Below are 14,591 nucleotides of genomic sequence, written 5' to 3' on the forward strand. Positions count from 1 at the left end.
AGGCGTCCGATAATGGATTCTCACTCCGCGGTTCGTGGGAGCACAACGAGAGGCGGCTCACGTTGCGGGGGTGGTTCACCGATGAGACCGAAGCCACTCGCGAATGTCAGTGACGTAGTTCCGCAGCCCTTCCAGCGGCCGTCGGTATGCGGCGGACGTCGATCGCGCTGATCACTGGGACGTTCTCGACGGCCGTGAAGCCGATGTCGAGCCCCTGGCCGCCGGTGGCCGTCGCGGAAGTCGTGATGTCGAAGGGCCGGCGCCGGCCCACCCGTGCCGCCAGGTCGAGGCGGGACACCGGGGTGCCGTTGAGTGCGACGTCGAAGACCCGCGAATCCGTGGCGCTGATCTCGGCGAAGCGCAGCGTCACCTCGTACCGGCCGTCGGGGACGTCGAAGCGATAGGCGGTCATGCCCTTGCGGTAGGTCTGGTAGAGCGGGTCCTCCTCGGTGCCGTCGACCCAGTTGTCCTTCATCCATCCGTACCCGCCCCGGAAATCACCGGTGACCGCGCCCCAGCCGCCAGGCGTGTATTCGCGGTCTTCCAGCCACACCGTGCCGGCCGGGTCGGCGTACTGCACGATCGCGCCGGCCGAGACGCTGATCCGCCGGAACGGCACGGCGGGATCGGCCGGCACGGGTGCGTGATACGTGAAGTGCACGGTCGCCTCGTCGGTCAACCGCCCGCCCCTCGCGCGGAGCCGGTTGAGGCCGTCTTCAAAGGGCACCATCCACGAGACGTACCCGATGGAGTCGGTCGGTTTCTCTCCCAGCGACCGTCCGTTGTGGAAGAGCGCGACCTTCGCCGCGCTGGAATAGACCGTCACGGTCTGTACGCGCTCGGATCCGACCCCGGCGCGGCGGTTCCACAGATCGGCCGCGATGTGCAGGACGTCGACCCCGCGCCACGCCTGCATCAGGTGGTAGACCGGTTTCGGCCGGCGGTTCGACAGCATGAGGCCCTTGGTGTTCACGTGCGGCACCGAGCCCGTCCGCGACTCCGAGCCGAAGTCGAACTGCGACCAGTACGTGGTGCCGGCCAGCCAGGGCCGCTGGTCGATCTGGCGGAGGTACGACTCCAGGTAGTACTGCTGATATTCGAGGCTCTGATCCTGGTACGGGTTCTGCCCGGCCAGATTCGGCAGGTCGCCGGGCACGACGCGGTGCAGCCGGGCGTCGGAGTCGGCCCCGAACTCGGACACCCACAGCACGCGGTCGGGGTGGGCCGCCCGCTCGGCGTCGAGATAAGGCCCGAACTGGGCGGCCGTCCCTCCGTACCAGCCCTGATAGAGGTTCCAACCCCAGATCATGGGCAGATCCGCGATCCCGGAGGTGTTGTAGGCCGCCGCCTGATGGCCGACCATCGCGGTCAGGCGGGTGGGGTCCTCGGCGCGCAGCAGGGTTTCGCCCTCCTCGAGCATGTCGCGGATCCAGGCCTCGTAGCCGGCCGGCTCCGGGCTCGGGCGGCGCAGCAGGATCTCGTTCATGGTGCCGAACACGAGGATCGACGGGTGGTTGTAGTGCTGGCGGGCCATGTCGCGGATGTTGTTCAGGTGGTTGTCGGTGAAGGTCCGCGTCATCGTCGCCCGGTTCACCATGGGCGCCTCCTCCCACACCGCCAGGCCGAGCTCATCGGCCGCCTCCAGCACGGCGGGTGCTTGCGGATAGTGCGCCAGGCGTACGACGTTCGCGCCCATCGCCTTGATGAGCCTCAGATCGCGGATGTGGTCGGCGTCGGTGAGGGCGTTGCCCTGGCCCACGATGTCCTGGTGCCGGTTGGTGCCGCGCAACAGGTACGGCCGGCCGTTGAGCGAGAATCCGGTCGCCGGGTCGGCCGAGAACCAGCGGATCCCCAGCGGCGCGTCCACCCGGTCGGCCGCCTCGCGGCCCGACGTGACGACGGTCCGGACCTGATAGAGGTACGGCGACTCGGGTAACCACAGTCGCGGATGCTCGATGGCGGGCAGCGACAGCTCGAATTCCCCGGCCGCGCCCGCGCTGACGCGAACCCGGGTCTCCGCCGACGCGACCTCCCGGCCGCGATGGTCGGCCACTGTGCTCCGGACGACCGCTGTCGCCGTTCGGGGCGAGTCGTTCACCACGCGGCCGCGGACCCGCACGACGGCCCGCTCGGCGCTCGCCCGGGGCGTGTCCAGGCGTACCCCCGGCGAAGCATGGTCAAGAACGTCGAAGTGGACGTCGCCGGTGGTGAGCAGCCAGACGTTGCGGTAGAGGCCGCCGTAGAAGGTCCAATCCCCGGAGTACGGCGGAATGTCGTCGTCGTGGCTGTTGTCCACCCGCACGGCGACGACGGCGCCGCGACCGGCCCGGCGAACCTGATCGGTGATCTCGACACTGAACGCGGTGTAGCCGCCGACGTGCCCGCCCACCCGCTCCCCGTCGACGTAGACGTCGGCGACCTGGAAGGCGCCCTCGAAGTACAGGAAGACCCGCTTCCGCCGCAGCTCGGCGGTCACCTCGAGGCGGCGCTGGTACCAGCCCGGCCCGCGGTAGTACCCGGCTTCGTCGTCGAGGGAGTCCGCGGCGTTCCACGTATGCGGTACGGACACCGGGCGCCACTCCCCGGCGTCGTCACCCAGCTTGTGGGTCCAGCCTTCATCGAGCAGCCACCGCTCACGCTGCCGCACAGCTTGCGGCGGCCGGCGGTTCTGGGCCTGCGCCGGAAGCGGCAGAAGCGACAACGCCGCGCCGGCGCCGAGCCCTCGCAGAATCGCGCGGCGGCTGACGGACTCCTTCGACATATTCATGTCCGTCAGTGTCGTAACCCCTCGATGCCGAACCAAGCGGTTGCCGCTTGTTGCTCAGCCGCCGAAGCACCGGGACGTCAATCGTGGCGGAAGACCGTGACCAGCACGCGGAGCACGAGGACGGCCGAGACGACCAGCAGGCCGTAGCCCAGCAGCGGGAACAGGGCCACGCCGGTGCTGACCCGCGGGCCGCCGTCGGTGCCGAGCAGCAGGACGGCCATCAGGCCCGCGGTGGCGCCGATGACGGTGAGCAGCACCTGGTGGAGCAGGCCGGTCACCAGCCGGCGGTCCTGGTCGTCGGCGAACAGGCGTACGGTGAAGCGCAATCGCCCGTTCTCGACCGCGTCGCCGATCCGGTCTATGCGGCGGGGGAGCCCTCGCAGCATCGGCAGCAGGGTGCTCAGCTCCTGCTCGAAGGCGTCACGCAGGTTGTCCGGGGTGAGGGTGTCGGCGATCCGGCGGCCGGCCGACGCCCGGGCCTGACCGACCAGATCGAATTGCGGGTGTACGAGGGAGAGCGTTCCCTCCAATGTGGTGACGGCCCGGAAGACGGCCGCTACTGACGCGGGCACGCCGAGGCCGTGCGCGGTGAAGGTGTTCAGCAGCGCGGTGACCGCGGTGACGCCGACCGTGCTGCCCGGGGCCGCGTAGCGGACGATGAGCGCGCCGACCACCCGCTGAAGCTCCCGCTCGTCCACGTCCTCGGGGCGGTCGAGCAGTTCCAGCAGCGCGTCGGTGACCGCCACCGAGTCGCCGCGGCCGACCGCCAGCAGCAGGCGGCCGATGGCGGTCCGGGTCACCGCGTCGATCCGGCCCACCGAGCCCAGGTCGAGCATGCTCAGCGCGCCGTCGGCGGTCAGCAGCAGGTTGCCCGGGTGCAGGTCGACGTGGAAGAGGCCGTGCGTGAGGATCTGGTCGAGCATGCTGTCGAGCAGGCCGGCCGCGATCGCCGCCCGCCGTTCGGTGTCGAGGCCGTCGAGGACCGGGGCCGCCGCGCCGAGCGGGGTGCCGGGGCGGCGGTCCATCACCAGCACGCGTTCGGAGCCGAGGCCGGGGTACGGGGCCGGCACCCGCACCCCGCGCTCGGGTGACCCGGCCAGCGCCGCCGCCATGGCCAGCAGGTTGTCGCGCTCGACGGTGAAGTCGAGCTCCTCGCGCAGGGCGGCGGCGAAACCATCGGCCAGACCGCGTACGCCGAAGGACCGGCCCCATGCCGTCCGTTCCTCCAGCATGTCGGCCAGGCGCAGCAGGATGTCCAGGTCGCGTTCCACGATCCGGGCGATGCCCGGCCGCTGCACCTTCACGACCACCTCGGTGCCGTCGGACAGCCGGGCCGCGTGGACCTGGGCCACCGACGCGGCGGCCATCGGCTCGGGGTCGATCTCGCGGAAGACCTCGCCGGCCGGGCGGCCCAGCTCGGCCGCGAGCACCGTCTCGATCTCCGGCCACGGCACCGGGGTGGCCCTGTCCTGCAACGCGGTCAGCTCGTCGACGACCTCGGCCGGCAGCAGGTCACGCCGGGTCGACAGCAGCTGCCCGATCTTGACGAAGGTCACGCCGCCCTCGTCCAGGGCGCCCCGCAGCGAGCGGGCCAGCCGCCGCCGCGCCGCCGCCGACGTGGGGCCCGGCTGCGGCCGGCCGCGCAGAAAGCGGCCCAGGCCGTGCCGCAACGCGATCCGGACGATCGTCGAGTAGCGCCGGGCCCGCTCGATCCGGCGCCGGGCGCCCCGCACGGCCTCGACCGGGCCCGGCAGCGAACCGGTCGGCAGCAGCACCTCGAGCACGACCAGCGCGGCCATGGCGAGCAGGGCGGCGATGACGAGCGAGGCCGCGGCCAGCAGGAACGCCTCGCCGCCGCTGACCGTGGCGGGATCGTCCGGCGCGAACGCCGACAGGATGGGCGCCGTCACGAGCATGGCCAGCACGGCGGCCAGCAGGACCCGGACCAGTCCGACCCGGACGCCGAGGAGCCGCCGGATGACCGCGGCGAACGCCAGCACGGTCACGACGACGATCGGGACGAACAGCAATATCGACAGAGCTCGTTCCACGAGAACTGACGATAACGGCGACTCAGGGTGCGTAGGTGACCACAGCTGAGGCCGTACGGCCGTACAACCGGCCATTCGCGACCATCGGCGCGCCTTGCAGGACCGAGGTTCGGGCGTCGAGCCCGATGGGTCTGCCGGTGCGCGCCTCGAACGCCGCCAGCGGATGACCGCCGCCGCGCCAGCCGTAGACCACGCCGCCCCCGACGGTGATCTCGATGGGGCCGTCGTCGGCGAAGGAGGCCGTCCAGAGCCGGCGGCCGTCGCCCGCGTCGTCGCCGACCACCAGGACCCGTCCGCCCGCGGCGATCGTCTCGCCGCCGATCGACCCCACGCGGCCCCAGGCCCGCGAGCCGTCGGCGATCCGGTAGGCCCGGACGGCATACCGGCTGATCGGCGCGTCCCACACGCTGCCAGATCAGCGCGCCGGTCGTCGCGTCATGACCGCTGACGCGGTACGACGCGGCCGTGACCAGGCGGCCGGCGCCGACCAGGGGCGTGGCCGGGGTGGCGCAGGTGGCGGCCGGTTGCGGGACCTTCCAGCGCGGCTTCAGCCTGACCGCCGTGGTGGGGGTCAGCCGGGTCTCGCCCGGGTTGTAGTGGTCGCCGGTCGCGTGGGCCGCCGCCTGTCCCCAGGCATCGGGGACGGAGGCGGCGGCCGGGTGAGGCGGGTCGCGTCAGCGGTGCGAACGGAGCCACTCACGGATGTCGGTGACGACCTGCCGGTCGGGCTCGCCGAACTGGGGGACGAACTTCGGGGTGATGTTCATGGTGTGCGCCATGCCCGGGTAGATGACCACCTTGTGGTCCTTGTTGCCGGCCGCCGCGACCGCGGCGTCGGCGGTCAGCGCGACCCGGGCCGGGGTCTGCAGATCGTTCTCGCCGTTGAGCAGCAGAGTCGGGCCCGCGAACTTGGGCAGGGCTTCGGTCACGGTCGGGAAGCGGGCGATGTCGGTGACGTAGTCCCGCAGACCCTCCAGACCCGGGACGTCCGGGTAGTTGTCGATGCCGGTGGCCTTGCGCAGCACGGTCCCGGCCTCGGCGTCGATGGCGATCCGGCCGTCGCCGTCGGTGTCGGTGCTCGCCCTGACCTTCGTGCCGTCGAGCAGGACCGGGCGGATCTGATCGGCGATCTCGGCCGGCTGCCCGATCAGGCCGTCGGTGGCCTCGGTGGCCGTCAGGTCGCCGTCGGCGTCGACGTCGAACTCGTCGTGCATCTGCAGCAGCAGCCGGCCGAAGAGTTGCAGGGTCAGCAGTTCCTTGATGTCCTGCCCGACGACGCCCATCGCGATCACGCCGGCCGGCCTGGGGATGCCGTATGCCTTCGGGTCGGCGGCCAGGTTGGCGGCCACGTTCGTGCCCTCGCTGTGGCCGAGCAGGAAGATCTTCGACGGGTCGACCCTGGCCGACCTGGCGCCGAAGCGGATGGCCGACGCGGCGTCGCGCTGGATCTGGGCGTACGGGTTCTTCGGGTCGAGCTGGGCCGGATCGGTGCTCTCGACCGGTCCGACGCCGGTCACGCCCCGCTTGTTGAACCGCAGCGTCGCGAAGCCCTCCCGGGCCGCGGCCTGCGCCAGCGGCACGAAGGTCGAGCCTTTGCCCTCGGGCAGCGTCTGGTTCATGTCGTTGTGGCCGCTGCCGTGCAGCATGACGACCAGCGGCAGGCGGCCCTTGGCCCCGCGCGGATAGGTCAGCTCGGCCTCGGTCACCCAGCCCCGCCCGAAGTCGATGCGGACCGGCTCGCGGACGATGCCGGCCCACCCGACCTGCTGTGCGGCGGCGGCGACGGGGGCCGGCTCGGCGTGGGCGACCCCCACGCCCCCGGCCAGGACGGCGGCGGCGGTCAGGACGACCGCCAGACGGCGGTGGTTCTTGGTCGTTGTCATAGGAGAAACGCTATTTTTCGCGGCCCTCCACATCGATCCGGCTGACTACCCGATCTCTGGTACAGCAGGCTGTACCTCAGGCCGCCCAGGTTTCCGGTGGGGTGAGCGGCACCAGGGCCGGGCGCTCGGCGGTGGTGGTGAGGTCGACGCGGCGGCCCTGCTCGGCCGAGCGGAGCAGTGCTGTCATGGCGTCCAGGATGTGCAGGGCGAGCGCGCCGCCGGCCCGGGGCGTTCCGGTGGTGATCATGTCGAGCAGGCCGATGCCGCGGGCCGCGCCGAGGTAGCCGGCCGACGGGCCGAGGGTGCGCCAGTCGGCGGCGCCCAGCTCGAAAAGGCGGACGTCACCGTCGAAGTAGTTGGGGTCGGGGACGGCGAGGGTGCCGGTCTCGCCGTGGACCTCGATCGGGGCTGCTGTGGTCCGCACGGCGTCGAAGCTGGTGGTGACAGTGGACAGTGCGCCGCCGGCGTGGTGCAGGACGCCGGTCACGTGGGTGTCGACCGCGACGCCGATCCGCTCGCCGGCCCGCGGCCCGGAGCCGATCACCCGGGTGTCGCGCAGGCGGGAGGCGGCGCCGGTGACCGCGACGATCGGGCCGAGCAGGTGGACGAGGGCGGACAGGTAGTAGGGGCCCATGTCGAGCAGCGGGCCGCCGCCGGGCGCGTAGTAGAAGTCGGGGTGGGGGTGCCAGCGCTCGTGGCCGGGCGTCGCCATCACGGCCACCGCCGACAGCGGCCGGCCGATCAGCCCGGCGTCGACCGCCGCCCGCGCGGTCTGCACGCCGGTGCCGAGCACGGTGTCGGGGGCGCAGCCCACCGTCACGCCGGCGGTGGCCGCCCGGTCGAGCACCGAGCGGGCGGCCGGCAGGTCGGCGGCGAGCGGCTTCTCGCCGTACACCTGCTTCCCTTGACCGATGGCACCCAGCGCGACCGACGCGTGCGCGGCGGGCGTGGTGAGGTTGAGAACCGTGTCGACGCGCTCGTCCCGCAGCAGCTGCTCGACGCCGAGGGCGTGGCACCCGTCGATGCCGGCGGCGACCGACGCGGCCCGGGCGGTGTCGAGGTCGGCGACCGCGGCGATGGTCACGCCGGGATGGCCGGCCAGGGTGGAGAGGTACGCCCCGGAGATGTACCCGGTGCCTACGATGCCGACGCGGTGCGGGCGGCCCACAGCATTCCCCTCTCGATGACGGTTCGCACGTTCGGGTCGTGGAGGACGTCGACGCTGTGCCCCGGTGTGCTGACCACCACCCGGCCGTCGCCCCACTGCCGGGTCCAGACGGCCGGGGAGACGATCGGCCGCCGCCACGGATGCCACGGCCGCACCGGATGGGTGGTGGTGGCGAGCACGTCGTTGAGGTCGTCGTGCAGCACCCAGTACTGCTCGGTGGTGAGCTCGAAGTCGTCGAGGCCGGCCGTGATCGGGTGGTCCCGGCCCCGCGCGGTCAGCTCGATGCGATGGGGCAGGAAGTTGTCGGTCTCGTCGCCGCAGCGGGCGCCCGGCTCCTTGCCGGGGTGGGTGGCGAACTGGCCGCCGACCAGTTGCAGATAGTCGGCGGAGGCGCGGAACGAGTCGGCGATGCCGCCGTGCCAGCCGGTGAACCCGGTGCCGGCCGCGACGGCCGCCCGCAGCCCGGCGACCTCGTCGTGCTCGATGGAGGACATGGTGACGCACTGCACGATCAGGTCGGTCGCGGCCATCTCCGACTGGTCACTGTAGACGGCTGTCGAGTCGCAGACCCGCACCTCGAAGCCGCTCGACGCCAGGAAGGGCAGGAAGAGCTCGGTGGCCGCGACCGGCTGATGCCCCTCCCATCCGCCGCGAACCACTAGAGCTCTCATTCATCAACGACTATCAGATTCCGCGTAGTCGCGCATGGCCGCGGCCACCTCGTGCAGAAATCCGGTGGCGGCGGCCGCCTGCTCCGGACTGAGCCGGGCGGCGGCCTCGTCGATCCGTTCGAGCAGCGGGGTGAGGGCGGCCAGCACCTCCTCGTACGCGGTGGTGGTCGCGACCACGGTCTGCCGCCGCCGGTCGGACGGGTGGGGCACCCGGCGGGCGTGCCCGGCCGCGTCCAGCCGGTCGACGAGGGTGGTGGCCGAGGCCGAGCGGATGCCGAGACGCTGCCCGAGCTCGGTCGGCCCGAGACCCTCGGGGCTGCTCAGCAGGTGGTCGAGCGCGACGGCGTCGGTGATGCCGACCTCGAGCCGGCGGGCCAGGCTGTGCGCCGCCTCGCCGTTGGCCTGGAGCACCTCCCGGACCGCGCGGGCCAGGTCGCTGCGCGGCGGCTCTCGCGAGGTGGTCACGGCAACATCATACGGCTGACAGGTAGCAAGATTTTCTAACTACACGTATAACGAGATTCATGACTGGTGAGATAAGTGCGCGCGTGCAGCGGGAGGTCGATGACTTCCTGGCGGCCCAGGCGACGATCCTGGCCGACGTCCACTCCGACTGCGCCCCGCTCGTGGGTTATCTGACCGGCTTCATGACCGGCGGCAAGCGGCTCCGGGCCGCCTTCTGCTACTGGGCCTGGCGGGCCGCCGGCGGGGCCGACGGGCCGGAGATCGTCCGCGCGTCCGCCGCGCTCGAGTTCTTCCAGGCGGCCGCGCTGATCCACGACGACGTCATGGACGCCTCCGAGACCCGGCGCGGCGCGCCGGCCATGCACCGCCGGTTCGCCGCCCTGCACAGCGGGCACGGCTGGCGCGGGGAACCCGACCGCTTCGGCGAGTCGGCCGCCGTCCTCGCCGGCGACCTGTGCCTGGTCTGGAGCGACGAGCTCTACACGGCCAGCGGCCTGCACCCGCTCGCGCTGACCCGGGGCCGGGCCGTCTTCAACGGCATGCGGACGCAGCTGATGGGCGGTCAATATCTCGACCTGCTGGAGCAGGCGATCGCCGGCGGCCGCGAGCGGGGCGCCCTGGAACGGGCCCGCCGGGTGGTCCACTACAAGAGCGCCAAATACACCGTCGAGCATCCGCTGCTGCTCGGCGCCCGGCTCGCCGGGGCCGGTGACGATCTGCTCGGCCGTCTGTCCGGGTTCGGCCTGCCCCTGGGCGAGGCGTTCCAGCTACGTGACGACATCCTGGGCGTGTTCGGCGACCCGGCCCGCACCGGCAAGCCGGCCGGCGACGACCTGCGCGAGGGCAAGCGCACAGTGCTGATCGCGCTGGCCCTCGACCGCGCTCGCGCCCCGCAGAAGGCCCTCGTCGACGAGTTGCTCGGCTCGCCGGCCCTCGACGAGCCGGGGGTCGGCGCCCTGCGCGAGATCATCGTGGACACCGGCGCGCTGGACGCCGTCGAGGACATGATCTCCGGCCTGCTCGAGCGCTCGCTGGCCGCCCTGACCGCCGCGCCGATGGACCGGGCGAGCCGATCGGCGCTGGAGGGCCTGGCCCGGGCGGCCACCGACCGGGTGGCCTGATCCGGTCACCGTTTGACGACACAAAGTTGACTTTCATCGATCCCACGCTCTAGCTTCGGTGCTCACGCTTGCCGATACGGGGCCGGACGGGCGTCGATGCCTTGTGCTCGAAACTCCTGGCTGGACCCTGCTCGGTGACTTTTCATCGCATGGTTCACGGGGGAGCAGTACGTGTCGATGACGCCTGCGCGCATAGCGTTCGGGTCCGCGTTAGCGGTTCTCTTGACATCCTTTACCGCAGTTGGTCTCACTGGTGCCGCCGAGGCGGCCTGCCCGTCGGCGGTCGCGGCCGATCAGGCGCCGGTGAGCCGGACCGAGGCGTCGGCGCAGCGCCTGGCCGAGCTGTGCGGCAAGCCGGTCGAGGTGCTCGCCGAGGCCGACGAGACCACCAAGGTCCTGGCCCTGCCGAACGGCAACTTCTCGCTCGAGTCGTACGTCGAGCCGCAGCGGGTCGAGCGCGACGAGCGCTGGATCGACCTCGACACGACGCTGCAGCCGGGCTCCGACGGCCGGTTGCGGCCCCGGGCCGCCGCCGACGTCTCCTTCTCGGCCGGTGGCTCCGGGCCGCTGGCCGTCTATCGCGAGGGCGGCGCCGATTTCTCGCTGACCTGGCCGGACAAGCTTCCGGCGGGCGTGGTCGACGGGGACGCGGTCACCTATCCGGAGGTCTACCCGGGCGCCGACCTGGTGGTGCGGGCCGTCGCCGGCGGCTTCTCGCACGTCCTCGTGGTCAAGACGCCGGAGGCCGCCGCCAACCCGAAGGTGCGCGCCACGGCGTACACCATCGGCGGGTCCGCGGCGGTGACCGAGACCGGCGGCGAGGTCGTGCTCAGGGGCCCGCGCGGCGTCATCGCCGGCGCACCGCGCGCGGCGGCCTGGGACTCCACCTGGAGCAAGCCGGACGTCGGCGGGCCGATGCGCAAGCTCGCCTCCGAGACGGCCGTGGCCGACCCCTCCACCGTCCAGGCGCCGGGTGGGCTGGCCCGCCAGGCCGAGGTCGACGTCGAGGTCAGCGGCAAACGGCTGACCGTGCGGCCGGACGCCGCCCTGCTGGACGGCACGTCGCGGTTCCCGATCTACATCGACCCGACCTACTCGAAGTACTACCAGAAGTGGATCCCGGTCAACGACTCCCGGCCGGACACCAAATGGACCTCGGGCAACGCGTGGCCGCGCGAGGTGATCCGGATCGGGTCGAACTTCGACAACTACGGCGACATCTGGCGGGCGCACACCCAGTTCGACGTCACCTCGCTGCGCGGTAAGCGGATCATCAAGACACCGAGCGTCGAGGTCTACCTCTCGCACACCGCCTGGTGCGCCGGCGAGTCGCTGCAGCTGTGGCAGACCAACGCCATCGACGGCAACACGCCCACCTGGGACGGGATGAAGGGCAAGTGGCTGCACGGCGCCGCGCTGCAGACCAAGACGGTCAAGGCGAACAGCGGCTGCAGCGGCCAGAAGCCGTCGTGGGCCAAGTTCAACGCGGCCGCGGTCAAGACACGGGTGCAGGTGGCGGCCGACGGCAACGCCAGCACGATCACGTTCGGGCTGCGGATGAAGACCGAGAGCGGCGGCCACTGGGCCAAGGCGGAGCGGGGCAAGGTCAAGCTCGCCGCCGAGTTCCAGTCGAAGCCGTCCTCCCCGGTGGCGGTCCGCTCGTCGCCCGGCGGCAACTGCGCCAAGACCTCGCCCGGGCCGTGGATCAACGACAGCACCCCCGCGCTGTACGGCAAGGCGGCCGACGCCGACAACTCGGTGAAGATCGTCTTCGACGTGAACGGGCCGACCAGCCCGGCCGAGCACACCTCGGGATCGGTCGGCTCCAACGCGGAGGCGGGCTGGACCACCGGTGTGCTGGCCGACGGCAACTACAACTGGAAGGTCTACGGCACCGACGGCACCGACAAGACCGGCTGGAGCGCCACCTGCTACTTCCGGCAGGACCACACCCCGCCGACCACCCCGGTGATCACCCGGACCTCCGGCACCCCGGTGCTCGGGCAGCCGGTGACGCTGAGCTTCGCCTCGACCGACGCCGGATCGGGCGTGCTGCGCTTCGAGTACGGCCTCGGGGTGGACGCCAAGCAGACCCCGCTCACCGCCTCGTCGGGCAAGGCGAGCCTGACCTTCACGCCGGACACCGGGCGCACCCAGATCTACGTGTGGGCCCGTGACAACGCGGCCAACTACTCGGCGCGGGCCATCTACAACGTCTTCACCGGCCGGGTCACCCCGGTGCAGCCGATGGGCGTCTACCGGCTGACCCACGACCTGCGTGACGACTCGGGCACCACCGACGAGTCGGGCAACGAGGACCCGTACGCCAGCGAGAAGGACCTCACCCTCACCGGTACGGGCACGACGTACGGCACCGATCGTCTCGGCAAGGGCGGCGCCGCCCTCCAGCTGAACGGCAGCGGTTGTGCCGGAACGGCGCCGGTGCTGCGCGGCGACGCCCCGTACACCGTCTCGGCCTGGGTCAAGCTGACCGACAAGGCCGCCGACCGCGCGGTGGTGACGCTGGCCGGCACCACCATGCAGTCGATGGTCCTCTACTACGACAAGGCCAAGGACCGCTGGAACCTCGGTGTCTCCTCGGCCGACGTCGCCGCACCCACCTGGAACACGGTGCTCAGCACGGCGGCGCCCGCGGTGAACACCTGGGAGCACGTCGCGGCCACCGTCGACCCGGTCGGCAAACTGCTGCGGCTCTACGTCAACGGCAAGATGGTGGCCGAGACCGCGATCACCGTGACGACCTGGCACGCCGGGTTCCGCACGATGATCGGCTGCAGCGGCCACGCGACGGTGTCCAACGCCCGTCCGATGATCGGCCTCATCGACCAGGTCGGACTCTGGAGCGGCCTGCTCAGCGAGGCGCAGATCAAGGACGCCGGCAACGAGCTCCCGGCCGGCATCGCCGCCGGGTGGGCGCTGCGCGGCACCGGCGCCGACCGGGCCGAGCACGGCTACGACCTGACCGTGCCCGAACCGGTCGTCCCGACGACGCCGCCGGACCCGGAGCCGACCGAGGAGCCGGAGGAGCCGGAGCCCACCGACGAGCCGGCCGAGCCCACGCCGGACCCGACCGACACCGGCAACCCGGACGAGCCCGAGCCGACCGGAACGCCCGAGGTGCCGGACGAGACCGAGGAGCCGGCGGAGGACCCGACCGAGGAGCCCACTCCGGAGCCGACGGTCCCGCCCGCCCCGCCGATCGAGTGGACCGCCGACCAGTACGCCCGGCCCGACTCGGCCTGGAACGTCAGCGGTGACCGCTGTGCGACCAGCCCGCGCTCGGTGATCCGCAGCGACGAGTCGTTCTCGCTGTCGGTCTGGGCCCGCCTGGACGACGCGAGCGCCATGAACCAGACGGTCCTCGGCGCCGACGGCAACCGGGTCAGCGGCTTCTACCTGGGCGCCCGGGCCAACGGGCAGGGTGTGCCGTTCTGGTCGCTGATGATGAAGGCCACCGACGACGAGACCTCGTCGTCCGAATGGGCGGGCGGCACCACCGACGCGTTCGCCGCCTCGATCGGCAAGTGGACCCATCTGACCGGCGTCTACAACGCCACAGCTAAGACGATCACCCTGTTCGTGAACGGGGTGAAGGCCACCACGGTCACCCGGACCGGCGGCAACTGGAGTGCCGGCGGCCTGTTCACGATCGGCTGCGCCAAGTACGCCGGTGTCGCCGCCGACCACTTCCGCGGCGCGATCTCCGACGTGAAGGTGTGGCGCGGCGCGCTCACCGACGCCGAGGCGGCCGCCGTGAAGCAGGCCAACAACCCGGTGAAGGTCGAGGGGCAGTGGCCGCTGGAGGGGCCGCGCTCGGACACGCCGACCAACCTGGAGGACACCTCGGGCAACGGCCGTCACCTGGCCGTGGCCGGCGAGTACACCTGGGAGCAGGACCGGGCGGCCAGCCGTAACGGCGCGCTCGGCCTGGCCCTGGCCCAGGGCTCGTGCGCCGAGACGACCGGCCCGGCGGTCCGCACCGACGGCTCGTTCTCGGTGGCCGCCTGGACGGCGATCGACGAGCTGACCGGCACCCGGACCGTGGTGTCCCAGTCGGGCGCGCTGCGGCAGGGCTTCCGGATCGAGTACGCCGGCGACGTCAACCGCTGGCGGGTCGTGATGCCGGGCGCCGACACCGCCGCCGCGGCCTCGGTCGAGGTCCGCTCGCTGGCCGCACCGGTGGCCGGCACCTGGACCCACCTGGCCGCCGTCTTCGACCTGCCGGCCAAGAAGCTGCGCTTCTACGTGGACGGTGACCTCCAGGGCGAGGTCGCGGTGAGCACCACGCCGTGGCATGCGGCCGGCCCGCTCACGGTCGGCTGCACCGGCACCACCGCCGGCGCCCGCACCAACTACCTCGGCGGCGTCGTCGACGACGTCCGGGTGTGGACCTCCACGGTCGACGCCGACCTCTTCGGCACCTTCGCCCACGCCTGATCCCGGA

Annotated in this window: 10 protein-coding genes; 3 read left to right on the top strand and 7 right to left on the bottom strand. The window is 72.0% G+C overall.

Annotated features, from left to right (window positions below):
* Positions 1-106: 106 nt before the first annotated feature.
* The 3 genes from ACQP2X_RS12795 to ACQP2X_RS12805 all read right to left on the bottom strand — a co-directional run bounded on the left by ACQP2X_RS12795 (position 107) and on the right by ACQP2X_RS12805 (position 5,224).
* Complete coding sequence (locus ACQP2X_RS12795) at positions 107-2,761, bottom strand: glycoside hydrolase family 2 TIM barrel-domain containing protein (protein ID WP_498696609.1); 2,655 nt, start codon at positions 2,759-2,761, stop codon at positions 107-109.
* 83 nt (positions 2,762-2,844) lie between these two features.
* On the bottom strand, positions 2,845-4,818 hold the full coding sequence (locus ACQP2X_RS12800) for an ABC1 kinase family protein (RefSeq protein WP_498696610.1): 1,974 nt from the start codon (positions 4,816-4,818) through the stop codon (positions 2,845-2,847).
* Positions 4,819-4,840: 22 nt separating this feature from the next.
* Positions 4,841-5,224, bottom strand: a complete 384-nt coding sequence (locus tag ACQP2X_RS12805; RefSeq protein WP_498696612.1) for a hypothetical protein — start codon at positions 5,222-5,224, stop codon at positions 4,841-4,843.
* A 59-nt stretch (positions 5,225-5,283) separates the two neighbouring features.
* On the opposite strand from ACQP2X_RS12805, the gene ACQP2X_RS12810 reads away from it, so the two are divergent.
* Positions 5,284-5,415, top strand: coding sequence for a hypothetical protein (locus tag ACQP2X_RS12810; protein WP_498696615.1), 132 nt, complete (start codon positions 5,284-5,286; stop codon positions 5,413-5,415).
* 77 nt (positions 5,416-5,492) lie between these two features.
* Here ACQP2X_RS12810 and ACQP2X_RS12815 read toward each other — a convergent pair whose 3' ends face one another.
* From ACQP2X_RS12815 to ACQP2X_RS12830, 4 genes are all read right to left on the bottom strand, one after another.
* The gene (locus ACQP2X_RS12815; protein ID WP_498696619.1) at positions 5,493-6,701 is read right to left on the bottom strand and encodes a hypothetical protein; all 1,209 of its coding nucleotides are present in this window, start codon (positions 6,699-6,701) and stop codon (positions 5,493-5,495) included.
* Between the two features lie 76 nt (positions 6,702-6,777).
* Positions 6,778-7,869 carry a Gfo/Idh/MocA family protein gene (locus ACQP2X_RS12820; protein ID WP_498696621.1) on the bottom strand — a complete coding sequence of 364 codons (1,092 nt, stop codon included), beginning with the start codon at positions 7,867-7,869 and terminating at the stop codon, positions 6,778-6,780.
* Positions 7,839-8,540 (bottom strand): ThuA domain-containing protein, encoded by a 702-nt coding sequence (locus tag ACQP2X_RS12825; RefSeq protein ID WP_498696622.1) that lies wholly within the window; start codon positions 8,538-8,540, stop codon positions 7,839-7,841. The genes ACQP2X_RS12820 and ACQP2X_RS12825 overlap by 31 nt, the downstream gene beginning before the upstream one ends.
* Before the next feature lie 3 nt (positions 8,541-8,543).
* Positions 8,544-9,005, bottom strand: coding sequence for a MarR family winged helix-turn-helix transcriptional regulator (locus ACQP2X_RS12830; protein ID WP_498696624.1), 462 nt, complete (start codon positions 9,003-9,005; stop codon positions 8,544-8,546).
* A 59-nt stretch (positions 9,006-9,064) separates the two neighbouring features.
* On the opposite strand from ACQP2X_RS12830, the gene ACQP2X_RS12835 reads away from it, so the two are divergent.
* Together ACQP2X_RS12835 and ACQP2X_RS12840 are read left to right on the top strand one after the other, a co-directional pair.
* A complete protein-coding gene (locus ACQP2X_RS12835; RefSeq protein WP_498696626.1) occupies positions 9,065-10,126 on the top strand; it encodes a polyprenyl synthetase family protein in 1,062 nt (353 codons plus the stop codon).
* 222 nt (positions 10,127-10,348) lie between these two features.
* Complete coding sequence (locus tag ACQP2X_RS12840; protein WP_498696628.1) at positions 10,349-14,584, top strand: LamG domain-containing protein; 4,236 nt, start codon at positions 10,349-10,351, stop codon at positions 14,582-14,584.
* Positions 14,585-14,591: the final 7 nt, after the last annotated feature.

It is taken from the genome of Actinoplanes sp. CA-131856 (genome assembly GCF_050956135.1).
Classification (GTDB): Bacteria; Actinomycetota; Actinomycetes; order Mycobacteriales; family Micromonosporaceae; genus Actinoplanes.

What these genes read in the sequence shown, in the direction of transcription:
- ACQP2X_RS12795 (WP_498696609.1), bottom strand. Translation starts at nt 2,761, where the DNA reads ATGTCGAAGGAGTCCGTCAGCCGCCGCGCGATTCTGCGAGGGCTCGGC.
- ACQP2X_RS12815 (WP_498696619.1), bottom strand. Translation starts at nt 6,701, where the DNA reads ATGACAACGACCAAGAACCACCGCCGTCTGGCGGTCGTCCTGACCGCC.
- ACQP2X_RS12825 (WP_498696622.1), bottom strand. Translation starts at nt 8,540, where the DNA reads ATGAGAGCTCTAGTGGTTCGCGGCGGATGGGAGGGGCATCAGCCGGTC.
- ACQP2X_RS12835 (WP_498696626.1), top strand. Translation starts at nt 9,065, where the DNA reads ATGACTGGTGAGATAAGTGCGCGCGTGCAGCGGGAGGTCGATGACTTC.